This window comes from Paenibacillus sp. 598K (assembly GCF_003851045.1).
Taxonomy (GTDB): Bacteria; Bacillota; Bacilli; order Paenibacillales; family Paenibacillaceae; genus Paenibacillus_D.
The window spans coordinates 56,528-56,937 of sequence record NZ_BFBX01000103.1 but is presented as its reverse complement, the minus strand read 5'-3'; the positions used below and the strand labels follow the sequence as shown (position 1 = coordinate 56,937).

The 410-nt window shown below is 65.6% G+C and carries 1 protein-coding gene; it reads right to left on the bottom strand.

Annotated elements, in window-relative coordinates:
- On the bottom strand, positions 1–410 hold a 410-nt coding region (locus PA598K_RS38255; protein ID WP_260405628.1), incomplete at both ends, for a Gfo/Idh/MocA family protein.

The window sequence follows — 410 nt, the reverse complement described above, 5'->3', positions numbered from 1 at the left end:
CGGCCTCCAGCGCCGCGAACATCTCATCGAGACAGCCATCATGCTCCAGCCGCCCCGGCCAGTCCGGCGTCAGCGTATGCGAGACCATCGATGAGGTGAAGCCAGGCTGACCCGCCTCATCCACGAGCTCAGCCTTCGCGTCGGTACGTCCGTCCCAGCGGGCGCTGCCCTTGCTGCCGATGACGCGCCAGTCGGCGTCCCAGGAGGTGGAGAAGCCCTCGGCGCTCCACGAGCCCCGATACGTGAACACCGAGCCGTCGCTCATCTCGAAGATGCAGACCGCCGAGGCGTTGCCCTTGTACCAGGAGCCCGGCATATTATACTCATGGCAGTAGACGGAGACCGCGTCCGCTCCGGTGATGAAGCGCGCCTGGTCGAAGGTGTGGATCGCCATATCGACGATCAGCGGG